25 protein-coding genes are annotated in these 23,918 nt (G+C 70.2%); 12 read left to right on the forward strand and 13 right to left on the reverse strand.

Translation table 11 applies throughout. The features are described 5' to 3' along the window. The first annotated feature begins 32 nt into the window (after positions 1–32). Together ACFY1U_RS05655 and ACFY1U_RS05660 are read left to right on the forward strand one after the other, a co-directional pair. Complete coding sequence (locus ACFY1U_RS05655; protein WP_390692877.1) at positions 33–452, forward strand: ATP-binding protein; 420 nt, start codon at positions 33–35, stop codon at positions 450–452. A 365-nt stretch (positions 453–817) separates the two neighbouring features. Then, positions 818–1,111 carry a hypothetical protein gene (locus ACFY1U_RS05660; RefSeq protein ID WP_390692878.1) on the forward strand — a complete coding sequence of 98 codons (294 nt, stop codon included), beginning with the start codon at positions 818–820 and terminating at the stop codon, positions 1,109–1,111. Between the two features lie 127 nt (positions 1,112–1,238). Here ACFY1U_RS05660 and ACFY1U_RS05665 read toward each other — a convergent pair whose 3' ends face one another. Then, entirely contained in the window at positions 1,239–2,081 is an 843-nt protein-coding gene (locus ACFY1U_RS05665; protein ID WP_390692879.1) for a helix-turn-helix domain-containing protein, read from the reverse strand. After that, on the reverse strand, positions 2,078–2,860 hold the full coding sequence (locus tag ACFY1U_RS05670) for a peptidoglycan-binding protein (RefSeq protein ID WP_390692880.1): 783 nt from the start codon (positions 2,858–2,860) through the stop codon (positions 2,078–2,080). Before ACFY1U_RS05670 ends, ACFY1U_RS05665 begins: the two co-directional genes overlap by 4 nt. Before the next feature lie 299 nt (positions 2,861–3,159). Between ACFY1U_RS05670 and ACFY1U_RS05675 the strand changes: the two genes are divergently transcribed. Further along, entirely contained in the window at positions 3,160–3,600 is a 441-nt protein-coding gene (locus tag ACFY1U_RS05675; RefSeq protein ID WP_390692881.1) for a peptidoglycan-binding protein, read from the forward strand. A gap of 75 nt (positions 3,601–3,675) precedes the next feature. Here the strand turns inward: ACFY1U_RS05675 and argS are convergent, their stop codons facing one another. Beyond that, positions 3,676–5,436 carry an arginine--tRNA ligase gene (gene argS, locus ACFY1U_RS05680; protein ID WP_390692882.1) on the reverse strand — a complete coding sequence of 587 codons (1,761 nt, stop codon included), beginning with the start codon at positions 5,434–5,436 and terminating at the stop codon, positions 3,676–3,678. A 147-nt stretch (positions 5,437–5,583) separates the two neighbouring features. Here argS and lysS point away from each other — a divergent pair, with 147 nt between their 5' ends. Then, positions 5,584–7,329 carry a lysine--tRNA ligase gene (lysS, locus tag ACFY1U_RS05685; RefSeq protein ID WP_390692883.1) on the forward strand — a complete coding sequence of 582 codons (1,746 nt, stop codon included), beginning with the start codon at positions 5,584–5,586 and terminating at the stop codon, positions 7,327–7,329. A gap of 44 nt (positions 7,330–7,373) precedes the next feature. On the opposite strand, the gene ACFY1U_RS05690 is transcribed toward lysS, so the two are convergent. The 3 genes from ACFY1U_RS05690 to ACFY1U_RS05700 form a co-directional block, all read right to left on the reverse strand. Further along, entirely contained in the window at positions 7,374–8,615 is a 1,242-nt protein-coding gene (locus ACFY1U_RS05690; protein ID WP_390692884.1) for a DUF2637 domain-containing protein, read from the reverse strand. Positions 8,616–8,781: 166 nt separating this feature from the next. Next, a complete protein-coding gene (locus ACFY1U_RS05695; RefSeq protein WP_390692885.1) occupies positions 8,782–9,675 on the reverse strand; it encodes a DUF3558 family protein in 894 nt (297 codons plus the stop codon). A 135-nt stretch (positions 9,676–9,810) separates the two neighbouring features. Then, positions 9,811–10,662 carry a DUF3558 domain-containing protein gene (locus ACFY1U_RS05700; protein ID WP_390692886.1) on the reverse strand — a complete coding sequence of 284 codons (852 nt, stop codon included), beginning with the start codon at positions 10,660–10,662 and terminating at the stop codon, positions 9,811–9,813. Between the two features lie 204 nt (positions 10,663–10,866). On the opposite strand from ACFY1U_RS05700, the gene ACFY1U_RS05705 reads away from it, so the two are divergent. Then, positions 10,867–12,060, forward strand: coding sequence for an RtcB family protein (locus ACFY1U_RS05705; RefSeq protein WP_390692887.1), 1,194 nt, complete (start codon positions 10,867–10,869; stop codon positions 12,058–12,060). A gap of 105 nt (positions 12,061–12,165) precedes the next feature. Here the strand turns inward: ACFY1U_RS05705 and ACFY1U_RS05710 are convergent, their stop codons facing one another. From ACFY1U_RS05710 to ACFY1U_RS05725, 4 genes are read right to left on the reverse strand one after another with little or no spacing between them, the layout of a single operon-like run. Continuing rightward, positions 12,166–13,431 (reverse strand): GNAT family N-acetyltransferase, encoded by a 1,266-nt coding sequence (locus ACFY1U_RS05710; RefSeq protein ID WP_390692888.1) that lies wholly within the window; start codon positions 13,429–13,431, stop codon positions 12,166–12,168. Positions 13,432–13,448: 17 nt separating this feature from the next. Then, positions 13,449–13,601 carry a hypothetical protein gene (locus ACFY1U_RS05715; protein ID WP_390692889.1) on the reverse strand — a complete coding sequence of 51 codons (153 nt, stop codon included), beginning with the start codon at positions 13,599–13,601 and terminating at the stop codon, positions 13,449–13,451. Continuing rightward, entirely contained in the window at positions 13,598–14,374 is a 777-nt protein-coding gene (locus ACFY1U_RS05720; RefSeq protein ID WP_390692890.1) for an SDR family NAD(P)-dependent oxidoreductase, read from the reverse strand. The genes ACFY1U_RS05715 and ACFY1U_RS05720 overlap by 4 nt, the downstream gene beginning before the upstream one ends. Before the next feature lie 53 nt (positions 14,375–14,427). After that, positions 14,428–14,766, reverse strand: a complete 339-nt coding sequence (locus tag ACFY1U_RS05725) for a YnfA family protein (protein WP_389083927.1) — start codon at positions 14,764–14,766, stop codon at positions 14,428–14,430. Positions 14,767–14,894: 128 nt separating this feature from the next. Here ACFY1U_RS05725 and ACFY1U_RS05730 point away from each other — a divergent pair, with 128 nt between their 5' ends. After that, complete coding sequence (locus tag ACFY1U_RS05730; protein WP_390692891.1) at positions 14,895–15,356, forward strand: hypothetical protein; 462 nt, start codon at positions 14,895–14,897, stop codon at positions 15,354–15,356. A gap of 79 nt (positions 15,357–15,435) precedes the next feature. Then, positions 15,436–15,909, forward strand: coding sequence for a MarR family winged helix-turn-helix transcriptional regulator (locus tag ACFY1U_RS05735; protein WP_390692892.1), 474 nt, complete (start codon positions 15,436–15,438; stop codon positions 15,907–15,909). Positions 15,910–16,112: 203 nt separating this feature from the next. Here ACFY1U_RS05735 and ACFY1U_RS05740 read toward each other — a convergent pair whose 3' ends face one another. Beyond that, entirely contained in the window at positions 16,113–16,514 is a 402-nt protein-coding gene (locus ACFY1U_RS05740; protein WP_390692893.1) for a winged helix-turn-helix transcriptional regulator, read from the reverse strand. Between the two features lie 119 nt (positions 16,515–16,633). Here ACFY1U_RS05740 and ACFY1U_RS05745 point away from each other — a divergent pair, with 119 nt between their 5' ends. After that, on the forward strand, positions 16,634–17,524 hold the full coding sequence (locus tag ACFY1U_RS05745; protein ID WP_390692894.1) for an NADP-dependent oxidoreductase: 891 nt from the start codon (positions 16,634–16,636) through the stop codon (positions 17,522–17,524). A 7-nt stretch (positions 17,525–17,531) separates the two neighbouring features. On the opposite strand, the gene ACFY1U_RS05750 is transcribed toward ACFY1U_RS05745, so the two are convergent. Together ACFY1U_RS05750 and ACFY1U_RS05755 are read right to left on the reverse strand one after the other, a co-directional pair. After that, positions 17,532–18,935, reverse strand: a complete 1,404-nt coding sequence (locus ACFY1U_RS05750; RefSeq protein WP_390692895.1) for an MFS transporter — start codon at positions 18,933–18,935, stop codon at positions 17,532–17,534. 46 nt (positions 18,936–18,981) lie between these two features. Beyond that, entirely contained in the window at positions 18,982–19,788 is an 807-nt protein-coding gene (locus ACFY1U_RS05755; protein ID WP_390692896.1) for a DUF6597 domain-containing transcriptional factor, read from the reverse strand. 105 nt (positions 19,789–19,893) lie between these two features. Here ACFY1U_RS05755 and ACFY1U_RS05760 point away from each other — a divergent pair, with 105 nt between their 5' ends. The 4 genes from ACFY1U_RS05760 to ACFY1U_RS05775 all read left to right on the forward strand — a co-directional run bounded on the left by ACFY1U_RS05760 (position 19,894) and on the right by ACFY1U_RS05775 (position 23,852). Next, on the forward strand, positions 19,894–20,985 hold the full coding sequence (locus ACFY1U_RS05760; protein WP_390692897.1) for an LLM class flavin-dependent oxidoreductase: 1,092 nt from the start codon (positions 19,894–19,896) through the stop codon (positions 20,983–20,985). Next, the gene (locus ACFY1U_RS05765) at positions 20,982–21,587 is read left to right on the forward strand and encodes an FMN reductase (RefSeq protein WP_390692898.1); all 606 of its coding nucleotides are present in this window, start codon (positions 20,982–20,984) and stop codon (positions 21,585–21,587) included. The genes ACFY1U_RS05760 and ACFY1U_RS05765 overlap by 4 nt, the downstream gene beginning before the upstream one ends. Positions 21,588–21,705: 118 nt before the next feature. Further along, entirely contained in the window at positions 21,706–22,413 is a 708-nt protein-coding gene (locus ACFY1U_RS05770; RefSeq protein WP_099930649.1) for a response regulator transcription factor, read from the forward strand. Beyond that, complete coding sequence (locus ACFY1U_RS05775; protein WP_390692899.1) at positions 22,413–23,852, forward strand: ATP-binding protein; 1,440 nt, start codon at positions 22,413–22,415, stop codon at positions 23,850–23,852. The genes ACFY1U_RS05770 and ACFY1U_RS05775 overlap by 1 nt, the downstream gene beginning before the upstream one ends. Positions 23,853–23,918 lie beyond the last annotated feature (66 nt).

Consider the following 23,918-nt stretch of genomic DNA (forward strand, 5'->3'; position numbering starts at 1 on the left):
CAAGGCTAGTCACTCTCCGCGACTCTCGTCCTGTGAACCACACGACTCAACTCCCCTCCTTGCGCGAGCGGTTCCTCCGCCGCGAGCGCCGATCCGTGCAGGCCGCGCGGCAGTTCACGGCCGAAACCCTCACCGGCTGGGGTCTCGCCGGGACGGATCGCGCCGACGACGTACTGCTGTGCGTGAGCGAACTGGTGACGAACGCTCTACTGCACGGCGTGCCGCCCGGCCGCCTGTCACGGCTGCTCCTGCGTCACGACGGGCGGGTGCTGGGCGTCGAGGTGCACGACAGCGGGCCCGGTGTGCCCCGCGTCGTCGAGGACGGGGACGTCCGGAGCGAGGGCGGGCGGGGGCTGCTGCTGGTCGCGGCGTTGAGTGACAAGTGGGGAACCAGGGAACGGGAGTTGGGGAAGGCCGTGTGGTGCGAGTTCGTGTTGCCGCTACGGTGTTGACAGTCGTGACACCAATGGGGACGGCATGGCCGACGAGTCGCTTCTCGCCCGGCTGCACTTCGGGCGCGAGGATGCCGAACGGGACGTGACCGAGGGGCTGCTCCTGCGGGGCGGATTCCTGCCCAACGCCGCCTATAGCGCCGCTCTCAGCGGGCGCAAGATGCTGATCACCGGGCGCAAGGGGTCCGGCAAGAGCGCCGTATGCATGCAGCTGATGGCGGCGGACGGCGGACGGGAGCAGCCGTCGTACGCGGGCAGGGTGCTGGTCACTCCGGACGAGGCCGCCGGTGAGGAGATCCGGCGGTTCGAGCTGCAGGGGCTGCCCGGGGATTCCGCGAAGGACGCTGCTCGGGTCACCGCCCTACATGTCGCCCGAACAGGCGGAGGGCGCCCGGGAGGTGGATCACCGCAGCGATCTGTACTCGCTGGGCTGCCTGCTGTATCACGCGGTGACGGGACGGCCGCCGTTCGTGAGCGGCAATCCGCTGGCGGTGCTGCGGATGCACCTGGATGACGCACCGGTTGAGCCGGGGGAGGTGGCGGGCGGGCTGCCTGGGACTTTGAACGACCTGATGCTGAGGCTGCTCGCCAAGGACCCCGGGGAGCGTCCGGCGGACGCGGCAGCCGTCTGCGAGACCCTGAGTACTGGGGGAGTGTGAAGGCGACGTACGGCATTTCGCCCCTGCCGGATGAGGCTCAACGCCTGGTCAACCGCTTCATCAACCGTCACACGGCGGAACTGGAGGAAGACCACATCGCGTAGGGCCGCGTACGCCACGACGGCCGTCACCGCGCAACGGACGTGAAGCACTCCTCCTTGCCACCGTCCTTGGCGCCCGCCGCCGACCGGAAACAGGTGCGAAGGACCGTTCCCGGACCGGTCACCGTCATCGGGGTGTAGACGAAGCTGTCCGCGTCGACGGTGTTCTCGACCTCGGCGCCGCGGACCCGGCCGCCCGCCGTCAGCTCCAGCCGGTCGCCGACCCGGGTGCCCCACATCCGGGCCCAGCTCGTCCCGCACACCTTGCTGGAGCGCACTTCCAGCCAGGCCCCGGTGGCCGTATGGCGTGTGGCGAGGGTGTCCGGTGTGGCGGCGCAGAACATGGCGATCGGGTTCCTGCCCTCGCAGGACGAGGCCCGGCAGTGCGGCCCGGGAGTGGAGGTGGCCCGCGCGGCCGGCCGGGGTTCCTCGCTCTGGCGGGGCAGCAGGAGCAGCGCGACCGCCACGCCGCCCACGGCCACCGCACACACCGACGCGAGCACCGCCACGGTTGCCGCACCCCGGCGACCACCACCCTGCGCGGCCTCCGCCGGATCCGGAGGCGGCACGGGATCCGCGACCGGGGGCAACGCCTGCGCCGGCGTGTCCGCCCGAGCCGTCTGCGTCGCCCGCCCGCTCCACTCCGACTCCGCGATCTCCCACAGCGCCAGACACCGGCCGTCCGGTTCGCCGGCCAGCCGGCACAGCTCCTGCACCGCCGTGCGCGGGGGCAGAGTCCTGCCGTTGAGGTAGCGCTCCCAGGACGACTTGCTGAACGCCGTCTTCGCCGCGAGAGCCGCCAGGCTCAGACCTGTGCGGGCTCTCAACTCCCGCAGCGCGGCGGCCAGTCGGGCCTGTTCCGGGGTCATCCCCGCAGGGCCTTCCAGGTGTGCGGGCCGACGACACCGTCCACGTCGAGCCGCGCCTGCCTCTGGAAGGCCTTGACCGCGCCCTGCGTCAGCGGGCCGAACATGCCGTCGATACCGCCCGGCGAGATACCCGCCCGGCGCAGCAGACACTGCACCTCGGCCACCGCAGGCCCGGAGTCCCCGTATCCCACCGTGGCGTTCTGGGTACGGCTGTTGCCCGCGTACCAGCGGCCTTCGACCTGCTGCACACGGCAGGTGTACGACGGTGCCGACGTCCCCGCCGACAAGGTGACCGTGGTCGTCGTCTTGTCCGCCGAGCCGCCGTCGTGGTGCATGAGCCGCAGGGTCACCAGCACCGCCGACGACACCGCCAGCACCAGGGCCACCGCCCCCGCGACGAGCGCGACGCGCAACGACAGCGTGCGGCGGCCGGGCCCCGCCGACAGGATCTCCGGCTCCGGTACGGCGGTTTCACCGACGGCCGTCTCCCGTACGGCAGTTCCGCCGCGCGGGTTCCCCCAGGCCTCGGCGGCGACTTCATGCAGCGCGAGCAGCCGGGTCGGGTCGTCGCCGCCGATCCGGGCCAGCGCCTCCACGGCCTCCCGCGGCGGCAGCGAACGGCCGCCCAGATACCGCTCCCACGACTTCGGGCTGTACCCCGTCCGCGCCGCCAGCTGACGCACGCTCAGCCCGCTGTGGTCCTTCAGCCGGCGCAGGCGCACCAGCAACTGCCGTACACGCGGATCGAGTTCTTCGGGCAGCGCTTTCCAACGCGACATGGTGTGGTCCCCCCACGCGTTCATGAACAGCGGCTGTGGTCAGTGGCCCCTGTACCCCGAGCCGCATTCTGCACCAGCATCCCCAGGACCGCACCGGAACCTGCGCCCTGCACCCATAAGCAATCGGCCACCACCCGCGACAGTCGTCCCTCGCCACCGTCGCCCCACCCCGTGTCCCCGCAGGTCAGAGGGCGGGACGTCCCGCGACGGCGTCACTTCCACGGCGACCATGGCGGCCCTCGCCGCCCGCCCCGCAGTCTCGTCCCGGCACCACACACCACGACCCGAGAGGGACAAGCATGCGATCGAACGCCTTGGCCAGGACACTCGTCAGCGCCGCCGCCGTGGTCGGACTCGCCGCCGGCGGCCTGGCCACCGCGGGCACCAGCTTCGCCGCGCCGGCGTCGGCCACGAGCGCCCACACCGTCACCATCCGGGCGACGAACAACTTCGGCCTGACCTCCACGGAGGCCAAGAACGTCCAGAACTGGCTGCACACGTACTGGGGCTACAACGACGGCATCGACGGACAGCTCGGCACCAACAGCTGGAAGGCGTTCCAGCGCTGCCTGCACACCTACTGGGGCTACAACGACACGATCGACGGAGACCCGGGCCCCAACACCATCAAGGCACTGCAGCGCCTGCTGAAGGACTCCTGGGGCTACACCGGCGCGATCGACGGCGACGCCGGATCGGGCACCAGGGCCGCATTCAAGCGGTTCGCCAACGGCATCTGATCTCCTGGCCTGAAAGACCGCGGCCCGCCCTCCCGGTGGAGAGGGCGGGCCGCGGTACGTCGGCCGGTACGGGCCTCAGAGCCGCTCGGGCGTCCTGATCCCCAGCAGCGCCATGCCCTGGTGCAGGGTGCGGGCCGTCACGTCGCACAGGAACAGACGGTTCTCCACCTGCTGCGGCGTCTCGGCCTTCAGCACCGGGCACTTGTCGTAGAACGACGTGTACAGCGAAGCCAGCTGGTACAGGTACGCGGCCAGCTTGTGCGGCGCGTACTCCGCGGCCGCCTCGAACACCGTGTCCCCGAACGCGTCCAGGTGCAGGCCGAGCGCCCGCTCCGCCGGGGCGAGCTCCAGCTCCGGGTGCGCGGCAGGCTTCGTCTCCCCGGCCTTGCGCAGGATCGACTGGATACGGGCGTACGCGTACTGCAGGTACACCGACGTGTCACCGTTCAGCGACACCATCTGGTCCAGGTCGAACTTGTAGTCCCGGTTCGGCGACGTCGACAGATCCGCGTACTTCACCGCACCGATGCCGACCTGCGCGGCCCGCTCCTGGATCTCGTCCTCGGTGAGGTCCTGCGCCTTCTCCCGGACCACCTCGGCGGCCCGCTGCACCGCCTCGTCCAGCAGGTCCTCAAGCCGTACCGTCTCGCCCTCACGCGTCTTGAACGGCTTGCCGTCCGCGCCCAGCACCGTGCCGTAGCCCATGTTGTGCGCGGTGACGCCGTCGTTCAGCCAGCCGGCCCGCCGGGCCGTCTCAAAGACCATCTTGAAGTGCAGCGACTGGCGCACGTCCACGACGTACAGCAGCGTCGTCGCATGCAGGTCCTGGACGCGGTTGCGGATCGCGGTCAGGTCGGAGGCCGCGTAGCCGAAGCCGCCGTCGGCCTTCTGCACGATCAGCGGGACCGGCTTGTCGTCCTTGCCCCGGATCTCGTCGAAGAAGACCACGAGCGCGCCCTCGGAACGGACCGCGACGCCCATCTCCTCCAGGAGGCGGGCGGTCTCGGGCATGCCCTCGTTGTACGCGGACTCGCCGACGATCTCCTCGTCGCGGATCTCCATGTCCAGCTTCTCGAAGACCGAGTAGAAGTAGACCTTCGACTCGTCCACGAACTGCTGCCAGAGCTCCAGGGTCTCCTTGTCGCCGGACTGCAGGGCCACGACCCTCTTCCGGGCGCGCTCCTTGAACTCCTCGTCCGCGTCGAAGACCGCGCGCGACGCCTTGTACACCCGGTTCAGGTTCGACATGGCCTGCTCGCCGTCGACGTCCTCCGCCGGGGCCAGCTCGCCGGGGTGCTCGAACAGGTACTGGATCAGCATGCCGAACTGGGTGCCCCAGTCGCCGATGTGGTGCCGGCCGATCGTCTGCTCGCCGGTGAAGTCGAGCATGCCGCGCAGCGCGTCACCGATGACCGCCGAACGCAGATGGCCGACGTGCATCTCCTTCGCCACGTTCGGCTGGGCGTAGTCGACGACCGTGATGCCCGGGTTCTCCTTCAGCGGCACACCGAGCCGGTCGCCGTCGGCGGCACGCGCCGCGAGCGTCTCGGTGATCGCCCGGTCCGAGATCCTGATGTTGAGGAAGCCGGGGCCGGAGACCTCGACGTCCTGGATCAGCCCTTCACCCGTGACGATCTGCGAGACGACCTGCGTCGCCAGCTCCCTCGGGTTCGCCTTGGCCTTCTTGGCGAGTGCCAGGATCCCGTTCGCCTGGAAATCCGCCCGGTCGCTACGTCGCAGCAGCGGGTCTGCACCCACGGCCTCCGGCAGGGTGGCCGAGAGGGCGGACGCGAGGTGCTGCTGGACGGAGCCGCTGAGGGACTTGACCGAGGCCATAGGAAAGGGTGCCGTTCTCCTCGTGGGGATGGATATACCCAGCCAGTATCCCATGGGGGGTAAAGCCGTTTTCCCGGGCGCAAGGCGGTCTGGGAGAATGGGGCGTCAGCCGATTGACCGTACTGGCTGCCCCGGAGAAAGAAGGACGTGCCGATCGTGGCTCAGAGCACCGAGACCGCCGACTGGGTCTCCCGTTTCGCGGATGACGTCATCGAGGAGTCGGAGCGCCGCGCCCCCGGCAAACCTGTCGTCGTCGCGTCCGGCCTGTCCCCCTCGGGCCCGATCCACCTCGGCAACCTGCGCGAGGTCATGACCCCGCACCTCGTCGCCGACGAGATCAGGCGCCGCGGACACCAGGTCCGCCACCTCATCTCCTGGGACGACTACGACCGCTACCGCAAGGTGCCGGCCGGTGTCGCCGGGGTCGACGAGACCTGGGCCGAGCACATCGGCAAGCCGCTGACGTCCGTGCCCGCTCCCAAGGGGTCCGCGCACCCCAACTGGGCCGAGCACTTCAAGGCCGCCATGATCGCCTCGCTCGCCGAGCTGGGCGTCGAGTTCGACGGCATCAGCCAGACCGCGCAGTACACCTCCGGCGTGTACCGCGAGCAGATCCTGCACGCCGTCGCGCACCGCGCCGAGATCGACGCGATCCTCGACCAGTACCGCACCAAGAAGGCCCCGGCGAAGCAGAAGCAGCAGCAGAAGCCCGTCGACGAGGCCGAGCTGGAGGCCGAGGAGGGCTCCGGTGCAGCGAGCGAGGACGACGGCTCGTCCGGCTCCGCCGGCTACTTCCCGTACAAGCCCTACTGCGGCAACTGCGAGAAGGACCTGACGACGGTCACCTCGTACGACGACGAGACGACCGAGCTGACCTACGCCTGCACCGCCTGCGGCTTCTCCGAGACCGTCCGTCTGAACGAGTTCAACCGCGGCAAGCTCGTCTGGAAGGTCGACTGGCCCATGCGCTGGGCCTACGAGGGCGTGATCTTCGAGCCCAGCGGCGTCGACCACTCCTCCCCGGGGTCCAGCTTCCAGGTCGGCGGGCAGATCGTCGGGATCTTCGGCGGCAAGCAGCCCATCGGGCCCATGTACGCCTTCGTGGGCATCAGCGGCATGGCCAAGATGTCCTCCTCGCGCGGCGGCGTGCCCACCCCCGCCGACGCCCTGAAGATCATGGAACCGCAGCTGCTGCGCTGGCTGTACGCCCGCCGCCGGCCCAACCAGTCCTTCAAGATCGCCTTCGACCAGGAGATCCAGCGCCTCTACGACGAGTGGGACAAGCTCGACGCCAAGGTCACCGACGGCTCCGCCCTCCCGGCGGACGTCGCCGCCCACTCACGCGCCGTGCGCACCGCCGGCGGCGAACTGCCGAAGACCTCCCGCCCGCTGCCGTACCGGACCCTGGCCTCCGTCGCCGACATCACCGCCGGCCACGAGGACCAGGCCCTGCGGATCCTGAGCGAACTGGACCCCGCCAACCCCCTCGGCTCCCTCGACGAGGCCCGCCCGCGCTACGACAAGGCCGAGGCCTGGATCAACACGCACGTCCCCGCCGACCAGCGGACCATCGTGCGCGAGGAACCCGACGCCGAACTGCTCAAGTCCCTCGACGAGGCCTCCCAGCAGTCCCTGCGGCTGCTGACCGACGGCCTCGCCGACCACTGGTCGCTCGACGGGCTCACCCACCTCGTCTACGGCGTACCGAAGGTGCAGGCCGGATTCCCCGCGGACGCCACGCCCAAGGAACTCCCGCCGGAGATCAAGACCGCCCAGCGGACCTTCTTCGCCCTGCTGTACCACCTGCTGGTCGGCCGCGACACCGGTCCGCGACTGCCCACGCTGCTGCTGGCCGTCGGGCAGGAGCGGGTGCGGGCCCTGCTCGGGGAGTGACGCCGTGAGAAAGCGCCCGGTGCCTTGGGGCACCGGGCGCTTTCTCATGCGATGTGCTCCTCCTGCATCTCCGCGTTGAGACGGTTGGAGAAGCGGTTCACCATGCGCTTGGACTCGGGCTCCGGAAGCGTGATGCCGTACGTCGCCTCGACATCGGCAATGAACCCCTTGGGAGTGGGCGCTCCGTTCCCGCTCTTTATCGACTCACGGAAGACCTGGTAGTACGCGTCCTCGTCCGGCTCCGGCTGCCCGCCGCCCTCACCGAGCTCGCGAGTACGGCCCGGGCTGACCGGGATCTGGAAGCTGCCGGTCTCCTCCGAAGAGGGCTCCTCCCGGAACTGCTCCTGCTGGTACTGCTCGGCCTGCTGCTGCTCCGCGAACCACTGGGCGTACTGCTCCGGGTCGTACGTAGGGTCGTAGTCGCCGTGGTACTCGACCTGCTGCGGGTGCCGGGCATGCAGCCACTGGCTCTGCTCCGGCAGCTGCGGCTCCGGAACCTGCTGGAGCTGCTCCACCGGCTGCGGAGCCGGCGCCGCCACCGCGGGACGGCTCTCCACAGGCCGGGCGATCTCCGGCGCCGGCGGCAACAGCGCAGGCTCGATGCCCGCCGCCGCCAGCCCCTCCGGAGCCGTCTGCGCCAGCGGAACGCCGTACCGCGCCAGCCTGAGCGGCATCAGGGACTCCACCGGAGCCTTCCGCCGCCACGCCCGGCCGAAGCGCGAACGCAACCGCGCCTGATAGACCAGCCGCTCCTGCTCCAGCTTGATCACCTGCTCGTAGGAGCGCAGCTCCCACAGCTTCATCCGACGCCACAGCAGGAACGTCGGAATCGGCGAAAGCATCCACCGCGTCAGACGGACACCCTCCATGTGCTTGTCCGCCGTGATGTCCGCGATCCGGCCGATGGCATGGCGGGCGGCCTCGACCGCCACCACGAACAGCACCGGGATCACGGCGTGCATCCCCACACCCAACGGGTCCGGCCAGGCCGCCGCACCGTTGAACGCGATCGTCGCCGCCGTCAGCAGCCACGCCGTCTGACGCAGCAGCGGGAACGGGATGCGGATCCACGTCAGGAGAAGATCCAGGGCCAGCAGGACACAGATACCCGCGTCGATGCCTATCGGGAAGACATACGAGAAGTTCCCGAAACCCTTCTTGATGGCCAACTCACGGACCGCCGCATACGAACCGGCGAAGCCGATGCCGGCGATGATCACGGCGCCGGAAACGACCACGCCGATGAGAACGCGGTGCATCCGAGTCAGCTGCAGTGGCGCGGCCACCCGTACTCCCCTCCCATTGCGTGCTGTTGCGCGCAACAGAGTGGCACATGTGTACGCCGAACGAGGTAACGGAACGGGTGGAGCCCGATCCCCGCAGGGGACCGGGCTCCCTCAAAGAACGGTGCTGAGCTGCGAGTTGGCGTCCAGAGACGGCCAGATGTGACAGTCAGCTCTTCTTCGACGCTGAGGAGGACGGAGAGGCCGAAGCGGACTTCGAAGAAGACGGGGAGGCCGACTTCGACGCCGACCCGGACGGCGAGGGCTTCGCCGTGCCCGCACCACCGCCCGTGCCCGCCCCGCCGGCGCCGTTCGCCGCCGCCACCGAGGCCACCGCCTCCTTGGCCGCCGCCTCCGCGACCTTCACCAGCGCGTCCGCGTCCGGGGTCTTCTCACCCGCCAGACCCGCGCCGTTGTAGTCCAGCGTGATCACGACGTTCTCGACGCGCGTCACCACCGTCTGCTGCTTGAAGGCGCCTTCCTTCTTCTTCAGGTCGTAGCGCACCAGCGTCGCCTCGGCGCCCGTCCCGGCAACCGGCTCCGACTTCAGATTCTGCGCACCCTGAGCACCCTGGGCGTCCTTCACCTGCTTCTCGAAGTACGCATGCGCCAACTGGTTGCCCTCACCACGCGTCGCATCCGACTCGAAGCGCAGCAGCGACACATTGAGCCAGCGGAACTGCGAGCCCTTCACACCGTGGTTGTCCAGACTGCTCCACGAGCAACTCGCCCGCGTCGCCGCATCGCCGGACTTGCCCGCCTTGCCGGACTTGGCGCCCTTCGGCACGAGCGAACCCAGCGTCTTCTGCGACAACACCCCACACGAATCCGGCAACTTCCTGTACGCCGCCGCCTGCACCGTCGGCGCCGTACTCGCCGTCGCCGCCGCCGTCTCACCGGCGCTCGTGCCCTTGCTCCCCCCGTCACCGGAGCCGGAGTCCGAGGAGCAGCCCGCGGCGAACACCATCACGGGGACTGCGACCGCGCCCGCAAGCAGACGGCCTGACCGCCTCGCTCGCTTCTCTCGCTGGTTCCGCGGGTCTCGCTCTGCTGGTCGCTGCATGGTTCCTTCACTCATGACGCTGTGGTTCCTGAGGTCGGCGGATCGGGTCCGAGGAGCCACCGTACGCGGTGAGGAAACTGTGTGCTTCCGCTTCTTCAGCTTTACGAAGGGGCGCCCGAGGCACCCCAGCGACCCCTAACCACCCAGCGTGTCCGCCAGCTGCGCAGCCAGTTTCCGGGCCCTGTCCTGCATTTCCTTGCTGTCGGGCACAGCGCCGACAGTGGCCGGCTGCTCCTCGTACTCGATGGTCACAATGACGTTGGACGTGCGGAACACCACAGTCACCGTGCGCTGCCGGGCCGTCGAACCCGAACCGCTCAGAGCATCGTCAAGGAACGCCTCGTCACCAAGATCGTCGAGAGTACGGGGCTGAAGACTCGACGGGGTCGCCGACGAAGAGGCGGACTCGGAGCCGGAGCCCGAGGGCGAGACCGAAACCGAGGAACTGGCACTGGCACTGGCACTGGCATCGGCACTGGGGCTGGAACTGGCACTCGGAGTGGAGGCGGAGCCGGAACCGCTGTCCGAACTCGTCGGCTCGGGCAGGTCGGCCGCCGTCTGCTTCTCCGCGAACAACTCCTGCGCCTGGGAGTCGTCACTCACCGAGTTGTCATAGGAGACGACACGCTCGAAATCGACCAGCAGCCGGTCCGTCGCGGTCCTCGAGTCGACCTTCCAGCGGCAACCCGCCTTGCGGTCGTTGTCGAACGCGAGCGTGGCGTCGCCCTCATACGCCTTCTCCCGCTGGTCCGCGTCCGCGATCTCCTTGATACCCGGCAGCAGCGAGTCCAGCGTGTCACGGCTCACCGCAGTGCACGGCCCCGGCAGCGTGCGGTACTTGCCCGGCTGCGCCACGGCACTCGCCGAACCGGCGCCACCGGGATTCGCGTCATCCGTCGCGCCGCCACCGCCCGAACCGCTGGTGCAGCCTGCCAGCAGCGCCACGAGGAGCGCGGCGACGCCGGATACGTACGCCTTCCGCTGCACGGTCGGGCTCCTCTCGACGGTGGCTCTGTGCCGTTGCTCCAGTGTCCCCGCTGGTTAATCGCTTGCCGCGCGGGGGCGTCCCCTGGAGACAATGTCTATCGCACGCACTGCCGTGGACGCCGGTCCGCTGTCCTATTTTACTGATCTTGGCGCCGGTTTTGCGATCTAAGACTTCTGTCATGTTTTCGGGGGAATGGGGAAGATATGTCGTACGTGGAGATGCCGGGCGCGAAGGTCCCGATCCGCATGTGGACCGATCCGACGACGGTCGAGGACGTGGCCCTGCAGCAGCTCCGCAATGTCGCGACACTGCCGTGGATCAAGGGCCTGGCCGTGATGCCGGACGTGCACTACGGGAAGGGCGCGACGGTCGGGTCCGTCATTGCCATGCAGGGGGCTGTATGTCCTGCGGCGGTGGGGGTGGACATCGGGTGCGGGATGTCGGCGGTGAAGACGTCCCTGACGGCGAACGATCTTCCCGGTGATCTGTCGCGGCTGCGGTCCAAGATCGAGCAGGCGATTCCGGTGGGGCGGGGGATGCATGACGATCCCGTGGATCCCGGCCGGCTGCATGGGCTCGCTACTGCGGGGTGGGACGACTTTTGGGGGCGGTTCGACGGGGTCGCTGAAGCGGTCAAATTCCGTCACGAACGGGCCGAAAAGCAGATGGGAACGCTCGGAAGTGGCAACCACTTCGTCGAAGTGTGCACGGATACGATCGGTTCCGTTTGGTTGATGCTGCACTCGGGCTCGCGGAACATCGGCAAGGAACTCGCCGAGTTCCACATCGGCGTTGCCCAGAAGCTCCCGCACAACCAGGGCCTGGTCGATCGTGACCTCGCTGTCTTCGTGGCGGACACTCCGCAGATGGCGGCCTACCGGAACGACCTCTTCTGGGCGCAGGAGTACGCGAAGTACAACCGCACCCTGATGATGGCGCTCCTGAAGGACGTGATCCGCAAGGAGTTCCGGAAGGCGAAGCCGACCTTCGAGCCGGAGATCAGCGCTCATCACAACTACGTTGCCGAAGAGCGCTATGAAGGCATGGACCTGCTAGTCACCCGAAAGGGCGCGATCCGTGCGGGTTCCGGCGAGTACGGGATCATCCCCGGTTCCATGGGCACGGGTTCGTACATCGTGAAGGGCCTCGGCAACGAGAAGGCCTTCAACTCGGCCTCGCACGGCGCGGGTCGGCGCATGAGCCGCAACGCGGCGAAGCGCCGGTTCTCGACGAAGGACCTCGAGGAGCAGACGCGGGGCGTGGAGTGCCGTAAGGACTCCGGCGTCGTGGACGAGATCCCGGGCGCCTACAAGCCGATCGAGCAGGTCATTGATCAGCAGCGGGACCTGGTTGAGGTCGTGGCGAAGCTGAAGCAGGTCGTCTGCGTGAAGGGTTGATGCAAGAGGCCCCCGGTTGAAACCGGGGGCCTTGTTCCTGTGCTGCGAGCCTAGATCGCCAGTTCAGTGGCCGTTCGGGTGATCGACGAGGTTCACTCCTGTGAGTTACGGGAGCCGTTTCTCCAGCAACGTCACCGCATATGGGCTGCCCAACCCGCCGTCCTTTGCCGGCTGTTCGCCTACGACCTTGTAGCCCGCCGACTCGTAGTACGCGCGCAGGCGGGGGTTGGAGGCCAGGCAGTCCAGGCGGGCGTACGGTCGGCCTGTGGAGGCGATGCGGGACTCTGCCTCTGCCAGGAGCTTGCGGCCCGTTCCCGGTGGGGCCGTGTGCGGGGTGGTCATCAGGCGGTGGAGGTAGCCCGCGTCGGCGAGGCGGGGGCCCCAAGCCGCCGGGTCCTCCCACCACAGCTCCCAGGCGCCGGCCAGGTGCGGGCCCGCGTGGGCCAGCCAGACCTCGCCCTCCTGCATGCGCGTACGGAAGTGGGTCTCGTCCTTCTCGCCCGGCTTCCACTGGTCGATTCCGCGGGCCAGTTGCCAGAGCGCGGCCGAGTCGCGGAGGCGGACGAGGGTGCGGGCGTCCGGTGGGGTGGCCTTGCGGTAGGTCAGGGTCGGCCAGTCGGTGGGCTGGGGTTCCAGGAGGGCCGTGCGGAGGGTGGTCGCCAAGGCCTCTGCGTCCAGGGAGAGTTCCCGCGCCACGTACCCCTCGATCGAGCCGTAGCGTGCCTTCATGGCGGCCAGGAAGGTGCGCATCACCTGCTGCGGGGCCCGCCCGAAGCCCGGCCAGGTCGGTTCGCGGCCGTCGTTTCTCGCCTTCCAGCTGGCCAGGATGCCGGGTGTGGCCAGTTCGGTGAGGCTGTAGTCCTCGATGATCGTCGTTTCCGGGATGCCCAGCAACGTCAGGATCAGGGCGGCCAGCTGGCCCGTGCGGTCCTTGCCCGAGGCGCAGTGGAAGACCAGGGGTGTGGCCGATTCCGCTGCTTCCGCCACCAGTTCCAGGGCCCGGCGGATCTCCTTCACGCCGTCCTCGGCCACCTCCATGTAGCGCTCCGCCAGATACGGGCCGGGGTCGACGTCGGGGGCCTGGACCGCCTGCTCGTAGGCGCGGTGCTCGATGCTGAGGTTGTGGTACGTGAAGGAGGGGTGGGGCAGGACGCGCCCCCGCGCCTCCGCCTCCCAGGGGTGGCGCAGGTCGATGACCGTGCGGACGCCGAGGGAGAGGAAGCGGTCCCAGTCCTGGGTGCCCTCGGCCAGCTTGCCCAGGGAGTCCGCGCGGTACAGGCGGCCGGGGCGGATGCGGTGGCCGTCCGGGGTCGTGTAGCCGCCCAGGTCGCGGAAGTTGTGCAGCGCGTCGAAAGCTATGTGTCGGTCCACAGACCGTGACCCTATGCCTACTTGGCGTGGAGCACCGCGTAGATCATCACGAAGGCCACGATGTGAATGCCGAAGAGGAAGTACGCGAGGTAGTACCAGACGTAGCGTTCGCGTTTCTTCTCCAGCCGCAGGCGCTGCTGCTCGGCATCCCGCTCGGCGTCGTCCGTCATCCGAGTTCCCTGTGGACCTTCGTGTTGGAGGCCTGCGCGCGCGGGCGGAGGACGAGGAGGTCGACGTTGACGTGGTGGGGGCGGGTGACGGCCCAGGTGATGGTGTCCGCGACGTCGTCGGCGGTGAGGGGTTCGGCGACGCCCTCGTAGACCTTCGATGCCTTGTCCTGGTCGCCGCCGAAGCGGGTGAGGGCGAACTCGTCGGTCTTGACCATGCCGGGGGCGATCTCGATGACGCGGACCGGCTGGCCGACGATCTCCAGGCGGAGGGTCTCGGCGAGGACGTGCTCGCCGTGCTTGGCGGCGACGTAGCCCGCGCCGCCCTCGTAGGTGCCGAGGCCCGCGGTGGAGGAGAGGATCACGACTGTGCCGTCGCCGCTCGCGACCAGCTTGGGCAGGAGGGCCTGGGTGACGTTCAGGGTGCCGATGACGTTCGTCTCGTACATGGCGCGCCAGTCGGCCGGGTCGCCGGTGGCGACCGGGTCGGCGCCGAGTGCGCCGCCCGCGTTGTTGACCAGGACGCCGATCGTCTTGAAGGCGGTGGCGAACTCGTCCACGGCCGTGCGGTCGGTGACGTCGAGCTGGTATGCCGTGGCCTGGTGGCCCGCCGCGTTGATCTCCTCCGCCAGCGCCTCGATGCGGTCCTTGCGGCGGGCGGTGAGGACGACCCGGTAGCCGGCTGCGGCGAGCTGCCGGGCGGTGGCGGCGCCGATTCCGCTGCTCGCACCGGTCACGACGGCGATGCGGGAGGCGGCGGACGGTGCGGGTGCCATGCGGTGCTCCTGGTGTTCGGTCGGCGGTCGGCTCCGTCCAGCGTAGGTGAGGCTCAGCCGCCGTTCCGCGGCGCCCACATGATGAGAGCCATTCCGGCCAGGCAGACCAGGGCGCCTGTGATGTCCCAGCGGTCGGGGCGGTAGCCGTCGGCGACCATGCCCCACAGGATCGAGCCGGCCACGAAGATGCCGCCGTATGCGGCGAGGATGCGGCCGAAGTGGGCGTCGGGCTGGAAGGTGGCGACGAAGCCGTAGGCGCCGAGGGCGAGGATGCCGCCGGTGATCCACAGCCAGCCGCGGTGTTCCCGTACGCCCTGCCAGATCAGCCAGGCGCCGCCGATCTCGAAGAGGGCGGCGACGACGAAGAGGGCGGCGGAGCGGGCGACGAGCATGTTTGCAGCTTGGCATGTCTGCTGCCACCGGCAGGTGTGGTGTCACCTGTTGGACGGCGCCTGCGCCGTGCTCCGCGTGGGATACATCCGTACGACTGCGTGGAGTGAGGAGTGGTGGGATGCGGAGGATGCGGGTTCCTGTGGTCGGGGCTGCCGCGCTGGGGGTGGTGCTGGCGGCGGCTCTGCCCGGCGGTGCCGTGGGGGTCCCGGAGGCGGATCTGGCGTATCACGGTGTGGTGTCGATGGTGGGCGGCCGGGTGGATCTGCGGCTGGCGCCGCGCAATTACGGGCCGTCGGGGGTGCCGGATGCGACGGTGCGGCTGCGCTGGTCGGTGGCGCCGGTGAGCAAGCAGGCGCTGCCGGCCGGGTGTGTGCGGTCGGGGGCGCGGGTGATGCTGTGCCGGGTGGGGGCGCTGGCCGCGCAGTCCGTGGCCCGGCAGATCCGGTTGCGGGTGCGGCTGAAGGGGGCGCCGTCCGAGGTGCGGGTGGAGATCGACACGGCGTGGAACGGGGGTGCCGTCGACCGTCATCGGCACAACGACCGGCAGCGGGTGCTGGTGCTCGCCACCGGGGACGAGTACTCCTTCTAGGCGGGCTGTGTCTTCCAGGGAGGCTGCGTCGTACGATCTCTGCACGGCGCAGACGAAGCGGTGCGAGGAGGAGCGGGGCATGGCCGGGAACGTGCGGGAGCGGCTGCTCGACGAGCTGGCCGGTGTCTCGCGCCGGTACATGGCCTCGTATGCCCTCTTCAACCAGGCCGTGGCCGACCATCTGGGGCTGCATCCCACGGATCTGCAGTGTCTGAACCTGCTGACGCTGGAGGGCGGGCCGGTGACCAGTGGCCGGATCGCCGAGATGACGGGGCTGACGACGGGGTCTGCGACGCGGCTGGTGGACCGACTGGAGAAGGCGGGTTACGTCGTACGGGAGCGGGACGTGCAGGACCGGCGGCGGGTGCTGGTGGCGACCGTGCCGGAGCGGATCGCCGAGTTCGGGCGGATGTGGGAACGGCTGGGCGGCGGCTGGTCCGCCCTCTTCGAGGAGCTGGACGACGCCGAACTCGCCGTGGTCATCGGACATATGCGACGCACGGTGGAGTTCAGCGCCCAGCAGGTCGCACGGCTGCGGGCGGGCGAGGTCTAGGACCTGTCGTTTGGATCAGCTCGGCGTCGCGGGGTCTGGCACGCACTCCCCCACTGCCTTAAGGGCGTGGGGGGACCCCCAGCCGCGTTGTCGTCACTCTCTCCCACTCTCGACTTCGCTCGAGCGGGGGGACCCCCGTGACCCCGTTCGGGGGAGCCGGGAAGCACCGTTAGCCATGGCCGACCTGATCCAAACGACAGGCCCTAGGCGTCGGCGGAGTCGTAGCGTTCGCGGGCCTGGTGGACCTCGTCGAAGTGGCTCTCTGCCCAGGTCTTCACCGCGGTCAGCAACTGGGCGAGGCTGCCGCCGAGTTCGGTGAGTTCGTAGTCGACGCGGACCGGTACGGACGGGGTGACCGTGCGGGTGAGGATGCCGTCGCGTTCCAGTGAGCGCAGTGTCTGCGTCAGCATTTTGGGGCTCACTCCGGCGATCTTGCGGCTGAGGTCGCTGTAGCGCATGGGCCCGGTGGTGAGGGCCGCGAGGACGAGGCTGACCCATTTGTCGCTGAGGCGGTCGAGGAGCTGGTTGGTGGGGCATGCGCGGAGGAACGCGTCGTACTCCACGCGGGCCTGTTCACGCTTCTGGGCGGCGGTCCTGGTCGCCATGGCTCTCCTCCCGGTGAGGTAGGCACCTTCAGGTAACTACTTCCTCCTGGATAGTAACTCTTCCTAGGGTTGTCGCACGGAGAAACCAATCGAAGAGTCTGATCACGGGAGAAATGACCATGCGTGCTGCAGTGGTGAGGACGTTCGGCGGGCCCGAGGCCGTGGAGGTCGTGGACGTGGAGGTGCCGGAGCCGGCGGCCCGGCAGGTGCGGATCAGGGTCGCGGCGGCCGCGTTGAACCCGGTGGACGCGGGGGTGCGGGCCGGTGTCTTCGGGGGCGCGGGCAAGCAGCTCGGGCTCGGCTGGGACGTGGCCGGCACCGTGGACGCGACGGGAGTGGCCACGGCGTGGAGCGTCGGCGACGAGGTGGTGGCCCTGGACCACGGCGTGGTGCAGCCGCTGGGCACGCACGCCGAGTACGTCGTCGTCGACACGGACGCGGTGGCCGAGGCGCCGTCCACGGTGGACGCCGTGCACGCGGCGACGCTGCCGCTGAACGCCCTGACCGCCGTACAGGCCCTGGATCTGCTGGAGTTGGCGCCGGGGCAGTCGCTGCTGGTGACGGGGGCCGCGGGTGCGGTCGGCGGGTTCGCCGTGCAGCTCGCCGCCCATCGCGGGGTGGCCGTGACCGCGCTGGCCAGGGAGGGCGACGAGGAGCTCGTACGGTCCCTGGGGGCCGCGCATTTCACGTCCGGTGCCGTCGGGGCGGGGAGTGTCGACGCCGTGCTGGACGCGGCGATCCTCGGCGAGGCGGCTCTGGAGTGGGTGCGGGACGGGGGCGTGTACGTCGGCGTCATCCCGCAGGCGGCCCCGGCGTCGGTGCGTGGTGTGCGGACCGGTGCGGTGGAGGTGAGCGCCGACGGGGCGCGGCTGGCCGAGCTGGCGGGGCTGGTGGACGAGGGGGTGCTGACGCTGCGGGTGGCCGAGACGTTCGCCCTGGAGGACACGGCGAAGGCGCACGCCCGCCTGGCGGAGGGCGGGGTGCGCGGCCGGTTGGTTCTCGTTCCCTAGGTCCTGCCTAGTGGTCCCCTTGGGGTGCCTTGTGCGGCAGCAGTCGTACGAGGGGCAGGCAGAGGGTGACGGCCGCGGCGACCACGGCGAGGCTCACCAGCAGGGCGTGGGTCTCGTCGCCGCCGACCGCCCCGAAGTACACGGTCGTCACCCCGGCGGAGCCGACCGCGTTGGCGAGCTGCTGCACCGCGTTGAGGGAGCCGCTCGCGCTGCCGGCCTCGTCGGGGGCGATGTCGCCGATGGTGACGTCGTAGACCGTGCCGAAGCAGGTGCCCATGCCGAGGCCGGTCAGCAGGAGGGGTGGGACGAGGGTCCAGCCGGAGCCGTGGGGGAGGAGGGCGAGGCCGCCGCAGCCGCCCAGGATCATCAGCAGTCCGGCGACGACGAGCCGTCGGCCGTAGGTGTGGATCAGCCGGTAGCAGGCGATGGACGCGAGGACGATGCCCGCGGAGAGCGGGATCAGGCCGAGTGCGGTGCCGGCGGGTGAGCGGCCGAGGCCTCGCTGGAGGTGGAGGGAGACCACGTAGAGGAGGCCGGCGACCGCGGCGAAGGCGAGGACGCCGAGGATCAGGCCCGAGGTGAAGCCGCGGTTGCGGAGGAGGGTCGGGCGGATCAGGGGTTCGGTGGCGGTGCGCTGGCGGTGGCAGAAGGCCGCGAACAGGGCGAGGCCGAGGAGCAGCAGGGCGAGCGGGCGGGGGGTCCAGCCGGATGCCGAGCCGTCGATGAGGCCGCCGAGCAGGCCGAGCATCGCGCCGCCGAGCAGGGCCGCGCCGGGGACGTCCACGGAGACGGACGGGTCGCCGGTGTCGCGGGGGAGCAGCCGGGCGGCGGCGAGCAGGGCGGCCCCGCCGAGGAGCAGGTTGATCAGGAACATGGGGCGCCAGCCGAGGCCCGCGAGGTCCGCGTCGACGAGGAATCCGGCGAGGGTCGGGCCGCCGACCGCGGACAGGCCCATGACCGGTCCGAAGAGGCTGAACGCCTTGCCGATCTCCTCGCGCGGCCAGGTCGCGCCGAGGATGCCGAAGCCCTGCGGGATGACGAGCGCCCCGAAGGCGCCCTGGACCAGCCGGGCGAGGACCAGTGCGGTGGGGTTCGGGGCGAGCCCGCAGGCCAGCGAGGCGGCGACGAACCCGGCGAGTCCGGTCAGGAACAGCCGCCGGCGCCCGTACTTGTCGCCGAGTCGTCCGCCGGGCACCAGCAGCACACCGAGCGCGAGGGCGTAGGAGGCGCCGAGCCACTGGACGAGGCTCGCGCCGCCGCCGAGGTCCCGGCTGATGGTGGGGGCGGCGATGTTGGTGATCGTCGCGTCGAGGAGGTCGAGGACATCGGCGGCGAGCACGACGGCGAGGACGGCCCAGCGGGCGCGGGCGGAGAGCGGTCTTTCTACTGCGTTACGAAGAGTCTGCGTCACGCAGATAAATATCCGGAAGGAGCCGCCTGGCGTCAAGGGGATTTCGTCAGCCGGAGGTTCTGGCGGCGTAGGCGGTGGGCGGCACCCCGACCGTGGCCGTGAAGTCCCGTACCAGATGGGCCTGGTCGGCATAGCCGAGGTCGGCCGCCAGGGCCGCCCAGTCAACCTCGCGGTCCGTCTCCGCGTGCTCCAGGGCCTCATGGATGCGGTAGCGCAGGATGACCCACTTCGGGCCCACGCCGACGTACCCGGCGAACAGCCGCTGCAGCAGTCGTACCGACATCCCCTCGGTGCGGGCGAAGTCGGCGACGCGACGGATCGTGCGGTCGGTGCGGATGCGCTCGACCAGCGTCATCGCGAGGTCGGCCTGGGGGTCGGGGCGGGGCGAGAGGGAGAGCAGGAAGGTGTCGAGGGCGGCGATCCGGGCCTTCTCGTCGGCCGGGGTGAGGACGGCCGCGAGGTCCGCCGTCGGGAAGGCCTCGGGGGAGCGGACCCGTCGGCCCGTCCACTCGCTCACCGCCTGCGCGGGCGCGAAGGGACGGAAGCCGCCGGGCCGGAATTTTATGCCGCAGACCCGGCCGCGCCCCTCCAGCTTCTGCGCGAAGAGCCCCTGCTGGACGCCGGCGACCTCGACGAACGGCTCCTGGTCCGCGAACTGCTGGAAGACGAGGTGGACCGCGGGGTGCGGCACCACGTGCGAGACGTACGGCTCCTTCAGGTCCCAGTCGATCAGCCAGTAGTGCTCGACATGGCGGCGCAGCGGCTCGGCGGGATCCGGGCGGCGGAAGTCCACGTGCGCGAGGAAGTCCGCGGCGCCGACGATGCCTCGGGTGTCACGGCGTGGGGCGGCCATGTCGGGATCGTAGGACGGGGCACTGACAATCGCCGGAATAAGAGGGCGGGGGCGACCGTTGAGGGGCTATAGTTGAACGGTCAACAACTTGGAGGTTGAGCGACCATGCAGTTCGGGATCTTCAGCGTCGGCGACGTCACGCCGGACCCGACCACCGGGCGTACGCCGACCGAGCGCGAGCGCATCAAGGCCATGGTCGCCATCGCGCTGAAGGCCGAGGAGGTCGGCCTGGACGTCTTCGCGACCGGTGAGCACCACAACCCGCCGTTCGTGCCGTCCTCACCGACCACGATGCTCGGCTATGTCGCCGCGCGGACCGAGAAGCTGATCCTCTCCACGTCCACGACCCTCATCACCACCAACGACCCGGTGAAGATCGCCGAGGACTTCGCGATGCTGCAGCACCTGGCCGACGGCCGGGTGGACCTGATGATGGGCCGCGGCAACACCGGACCGGTGTATCCGTGGTTCGGCCAGGACATCCGCGAGGGCATCAATCTCGCCATCGAGAACTACGCCCTGCTGCGCCGGCTGTGGCGCGAGGACGTCGTGAACTGGGAGGGCAAGTTCCGCACCCCGCTGCAGGGCTTCACCTCCACGCCCCGCCCGCTGGACGGTGTCCCGCCGTTCGTCTGGCACGGCTCGATCCGCTCGCCGGAGATCGCCGAACAGGCCGCGTACTACGGCGACGGCTTCTTCCACAACAACATCTTCTGGCCGGCCGACCACACCAAGCGGATGGTCGAGCTGTACCGGACCCGGTACGCCCACTACGGGCACGGCACCCCCGAGCAGGCGATCGTGGGCCTGGGCGGGCAGGTGTTCATGCGGCACAACTCGCAGGACGCGGTGCGGGAGTTCCGGCCCTACTTCGACAACGCGCCGGTCTACGGCCACGGGCCCTCCCTGGAGGACTTCACGGACCAGACCCCGCTCACCGTCGGCTCGCCGCAGCAGGTGATCGAGAAGACCCTGTCCTTCCGGGAGTACGCCGGTGACTACCAGCGCCAGCTGTTCCTGGTGGACCACGCCGGGCTGCCGCTGAAGAGCGTGCTGGAGCAGATCGACCTGCTGGGCGAGGAGGTCGTGCCGGTGCTGCGCAAGGAGTTCGCGGCCGGGCGTCCGGCGAACGTGCCCGAGGCGCCGACGCACGCCTCGCTGCTGGCCGCCGCGGAGAAGGAGGAGGCCGCCGTATGAAGCTGGTCGTCGTCTCGGCGGGGCTGAGCGTTCCGTCGTCCACGCGGCTGCTGGGCGACCGGCTGGCCGCCGCCGTGGGCCGGCAGACCCCGGTCGACATCCAGGTCGTCGAGTTGCGCGACCTCGCCGTGGAGATCGCGCACAACCTCACCAACGGCTTCCCGGGGCGGACCCTCTCGGCCGCGCTGGACGCCGTGACGGAGGCGGACGGGCTGATCGTCGTCACTCCCGTCTTCTCCGCTTCGTACAGCGGGCTGTTCAAGTCCTTCTTCGACGTGCTCGACAAGGACGCCCTGACGGGCAAGCCGGTACTGATCGCGGCCACCGGCGGCACGGCCCGGCACTCCCTGGTGCTGGAGCACGCGCTGCGTCCGCTCTTCGCCTACCTGCGCGCGGTGGTCGTCCCGACCGGGGTGTTCGCCGCGTCGGAGGACTGGGGCGCGGAGGGCCTGGACGGGCGCATCGAGCGGGCGGCGGGAGAGCTGGCCGGTCTGATGGGCGGCCTGCCGGCGAAGGCCCCGGCCAGGACGGACGGCTTCGAGGTGGTGCCGTTCGCGCAGCAGCTGGCAGCGCTGTCCGCCCCTTCAGTGAGAGGACGGTAGGAGCGGCCGCCGGGTTGCTCGTGTGACGGTGAGAGGCCGGTAAAAAGGCAGATCGTACGGCCACCGTCCTCCACTGAACCGCCACATGAATTGGCAGTATGGGTACGTGCCCCAAACTGTGCTGCTCGCCGAAGACGACCGTGCCATCCGTCATGCCCTGGAACGCGCCCTGAGCCTGGAGGGCTATCAGGTCACCGCGGTCGCCGACGGTGTCGAGGCGCTGGCGCAGGCCCACAAGACCCCGCCGGACGTGCTCCTGCTGGACGTGATGATGCCCGGCATCGACGGACTGCAGGTCTGCCGGGTGCTGCGGGCCGAGGGCGACCGCACGCCGATCCTCATGCTCACCGCGCTCGTCGAGACCGCCGACCGCATCGCCGGCCTGGACGCGGGCGCCGACGACTACGTGGTCAAGCCGTTCGACGTCGAGGAGGTCTTCGCACGGCTGCGCGCGCTGCTGCGCCGGACCAGCCCGGACAACGGGGCCGTGGCCGACGTGCCGAAGGAGCTGCCCGCGGCCTCCGACCGGCAGATCGAGGCCGCCGGGCTGCGCATGGACGTACAGGCGCGGCGGGCCTGGCGCGGCGAGCGGGAGCTGGAGCTGACGCGGACCGAGTTCGAGCTGCTGGAGCTGCTCGTGCGCAACGCCGGAATCGTCCTCGACCACTCCACGATCTACGACCGCATCTGGGGCTACGACTTTGGACCGGGTTCCAAGAACCTCGCCGTGTACGTCGGCTATCTGCGCCGCAAGCTCGACGAGCCGGGCGCACCGGCGCTGATCCACACGGTCCGCGGTGTGGGTTACGTGCTGCGGGAAGACTAGTGGGCCGGATCAGACGGCTGCTGGTGAGGAGGCGGCCCGGACTGGTCTCCCTGCGCACCACGCTCGCGGTCTCGTTCGCGGCGGTCACCGCCGCCGTCACGGTGCTGGTCGGCGTGTTGTCGTACAGTGCCGCGGCCCGGCTGGTCCGGGTCGACCAGGAGAAGGTGTTCGACCAGGTCGTGCAGGACCTGCGGGACGAGGTGCGGCAGCACCGGATGACGACCGACGACTTCTCCTCCACGGCACCGGGACACGACATCGTGCGGCCCGCCCGCACGGATGTGCAGGTGCTGGGGCCGGACGGCAAGGTCGACGACCCCGGCAGCCCCGGGCTGCCGGTGGTTTCCGCCGACCGGTCGATCGCGGCCGCCCGGAAGGCCGGGAAGCTGGTCGAGCACAAGGACGTCGACGTCGACACGGACGTCTACCGCATCGCGACCGTCTCACTCGGCTCCGGGCGGGGCGCGGTGCAGGTCGCGCAGGAGTTCAGCGACACCGAGGACCTGCTGCGGGCACTGCAGCAGCGCACGCTGATCCTGATGTGCGCGGTGGTGATCGCGGCGGGTCTGTTCGGCTGGTGGCTGGCGCGGCGCATCACCCGCCGTCTGATCCTGCTGGCCTCGGCCGCGGAGGACGTCGCCCGCACCCGGCAGCTCGGCATCGAGGTGCCCGTCACCGGCTACGACGAGGTGGGCCGCCTCGGCCGCGCCTTCGACCGCATGCTGGGCCGCCTCGCCCAGTCGGAGGAGGACCAGCGGCGCCTGGTCCAGGACGCGGGCCACGAACTGCGTACGCCGCTCACCTCGCTCCGTACGAACATCTCCCTGCTGCGGCGGATCGACGAGCTGCCCCCGGCCACCCGTGACGAGCTGGTCGCGGACCTGGGCCAGGAGGCGCGTGAACTGACCGATCTGGTCAATGAGCTGGTGGACCTGGCGGCCGGGCAGTCCGACACCGAGCCGCCGCAGCGGGTCGACCTCGCGGACATCGCGGAGGACGTGGCCGGGCTCGCGCGGCGGCGCAGCGGACGGCAGATCACGGTCCGGGTGAGCGGTGACACGACGACCGACGGCCGGCCGGGGATGCTGCAGCGGGCGATCTCCAACCTCGTCGAGAACGCCGCCAAGTTCGACCGCGACGGCAGCGGGCCCATCGAGATCGCCGTCTCCGGGCCCGCCCGGCCGGGCACGGTCCGCGTGGAGATCCTCGACCGCGGCCCCGGAATCGCCGACGGCGATCTGATCCGCATCTTCGACCGCTTCTACCGCGCGGCCGACGCGCGGTCCCTGCCCGGGTCCGGGCTCGGCCTGTCGATCGTGCGGGAGGTCGCCATGGCGCACGGCGGAGCGCCGTTCGCGGCGCGGCGGGCGGGAGGCGGGTCGGTGATCGGGTTCACCGTCGGCGGGGTGCCGGGGAGCGGGACGGGCGCCGGGGGGTGATCCCGCGGGGGCCGTTGCTCTGCGGGCGGGGCGGCGAGGGACTGGAACCGGCCATTCCGTGCAACC

Source organism: Streptomyces sp. NPDC001351, from assembly GCF_042896045.1.
Classification (GTDB): domain Bacteria; phylum Actinomycetota; class Actinomycetes; order Streptomycetales; family Streptomycetaceae; genus Streptomyces.

Excerpts from the sequence above, each read along its gene's own strand:
- ACFY1U_RS05740 (WP_390692893.1), bottom strand. The coding sequence starts at position 16,514 with ATGGCGACCAGGACCGCCGCCCAGAAGCGTGAACAGGCCCGCGTGGAG.
- ACFY1U_RS05765 (WP_390692898.1), top strand. The coding sequence starts at position 20,982 with ATGAAGCTGGTCGTCGTCTCGGCGGGGCTGAGCGTTCCGTCGTCCACG.
- ACFY1U_RS05715 (WP_390692889.1), bottom strand. The coding sequence starts at position 13,601 with ATGACGGACGACGCCGAGCGGGATGCCGAGCAGCAGCGCCTGCGGCTG.
- ACFY1U_RS05675 (WP_390692881.1), top strand. The coding sequence starts at position 3,160 with ATGCGATCGAACGCCTTGGCCAGGACACTCGTCAGCGCCGCCGCCGTG.
- ACFY1U_RS05745 (WP_390692894.1), top strand. The coding sequence starts at position 16,634 with ATGCGTGCTGCAGTGGTGAGGACGTTCGGCGGGCCCGAGGCCGTGGAG.
- ACFY1U_RS05735 (WP_390692892.1), top strand. The coding sequence starts at position 15,436 with ATGGCCGGGAACGTGCGGGAGCGGCTGCTCGACGAGCTGGCCGGTGTC.
- ACFY1U_RS05755 (WP_390692896.1), bottom strand. The coding sequence starts at position 19,788 with ATGGCCGCCCCACGCCGTGACACCCGAGGCATCGTCGGCGCCGCGGAC.
- ACFY1U_RS05730 (WP_390692891.1), top strand. The coding sequence starts at position 14,895 with ATGCGGGTTCCTGTGGTCGGGGCTGCCGCGCTGGGGGTGGTGCTGGCG.
- ACFY1U_RS05705 (WP_390692887.1), top strand. The coding sequence starts at position 10,867 with ATGTCGTACGTGGAGATGCCGGGCGCGAAGGTCCCGATCCGCATGTGG.
- ACFY1U_RS05725 (WP_389083927.1), bottom strand. The coding sequence starts at position 14,766 with ATGCTCGTCGCCCGCTCCGCCGCCCTCTTCGTCGTCGCCGCCCTCTTC.
- ACFY1U_RS05660 (WP_390692878.1), top strand. The coding sequence starts at position 818 with ATGTCGCCCGAACAGGCGGAGGGCGCCCGGGAGGTGGATCACCGCAGC.
- ACFY1U_RS05720 (WP_390692890.1), bottom strand. The coding sequence starts at position 14,374 with ATGGCACCCGCACCGTCCGCCGCCTCCCGCATCGCCGTCGTGACCGGT.
- ACFY1U_RS05670 (WP_390692880.1), bottom strand. The coding sequence starts at position 2,860 with ATGTCGCGTTGGAAAGCGCTGCCCGAAGAACTCGATCCGCGTGTACGG.
- ACFY1U_RS05760 (WP_390692897.1), top strand. The coding sequence starts at position 19,894 with ATGCAGTTCGGGATCTTCAGCGTCGGCGACGTCACGCCGGACCCGACC.
- ACFY1U_RS05665 (WP_390692879.1), bottom strand. The coding sequence starts at position 2,081 with ATGACCCCGGAACAGGCCCGACTGGCCGCCGCGCTGCGGGAGTTGAGA.
- argS (WP_390692882.1), bottom strand. The coding sequence starts at position 5,436 with ATGGCCTCGGTCAAGTCCCTCAGCGGCTCCGTCCAGCAGCACCTCGCG.
- ACFY1U_RS05695 (WP_390692885.1), bottom strand. The coding sequence starts at position 9,675 with ATGCAGCGACCAGCAGAGCGAGACCCGCGGAACCAGCGAGAGAAGCGA.